Origin of the sequence: Streptomyces apricus (assembly GCF_008369065.1) — a bacterium.
Lineage (GTDB): Bacteria > Actinomycetota > Actinomycetes > Streptomycetales > Streptomycetaceae > Streptomyces > Streptomyces apricus.
In genome coordinates, this window is sequence record NZ_VDFC01000273.1 from 1 (window position 1) to 702 (window position 702).

Here is a 702-nt window from a genome sequence, read left to right on the forward strand (position 1 = left end):
GCGGCGAAGACGTCGGCGGCGGGGGCGGCACCGGGTGCGGTGCCGGAGGCGGCCGGGGTCCCTCCGGTACCGGCGGCCGCGGCCGCGCCGGCGCCCGTACTAGGCGCGCCCGTACCGGCCGCACCCGCACCCGCACCGGCGACGGCACCTGCGCCGGCCGCGCCCGCACCAGCCGCGCCCGCTCCGGACGCCGCGGCGCCGCCGAAGCCCGCCGGCTCGGGGTACGCCATCGGCGTACCGGCGGACGCGCTGTCCGGCTGCGGGGTCCCGGAGTCGCCGCCGTCCCCGGCCGGACCGCTGCCCGCGGCCGCGCCGCCGGAGCCGCCGGTGCCGGCCGCGCCGCCGTCCCGCCGGTGGGTCTCCTCCCCGGCGGGACGGCCGCCGGCCGTCCCCGCGTCGCCCGCCGCGGAGGCGCCCGCGGCCACCGGGGCGGCCGGCGCCGCCGGGGCCATCGTGGCCCAGCCGAGCACCGCGCCGCAGGAGTCGCAGAAGGACTGGCCGGGCTCCGCGCGGGTGCCGCACTCGACACAGCTGCGCGCCGGCTCCCGTCCCGTGCCGGAGGTCTGGCTGGTCATCTCTCGGGAGTCCTTTCGGCGGCGGTCACCTGGACCGTGTAGGGCATGTGGGCGGGGCGGGCGGCCGCCACGAGGCTGTCGAGGCGGTGTTCGTCGGCGCCGGTCGGGTCGGGCAGCCGCAGGTGGA

2 pseudogenes are annotated in these 702 nt (G+C 82.5%); both read right to left on the reverse strand.

What is annotated here, in order from left to right:
• Positions 1-575 (reverse strand): annotated as a pseudogene (locus FGF04_RS41580) (hypothetical protein); the annotation flags it as partial.
• Positions 572-702 (reverse strand): annotated as a pseudogene (locus FGF04_RS41585) (phage tail protein); the annotation flags it as partial. The pseudogenes FGF04_RS41585 and FGF04_RS41580, both read right to left, overlap by 4 nt.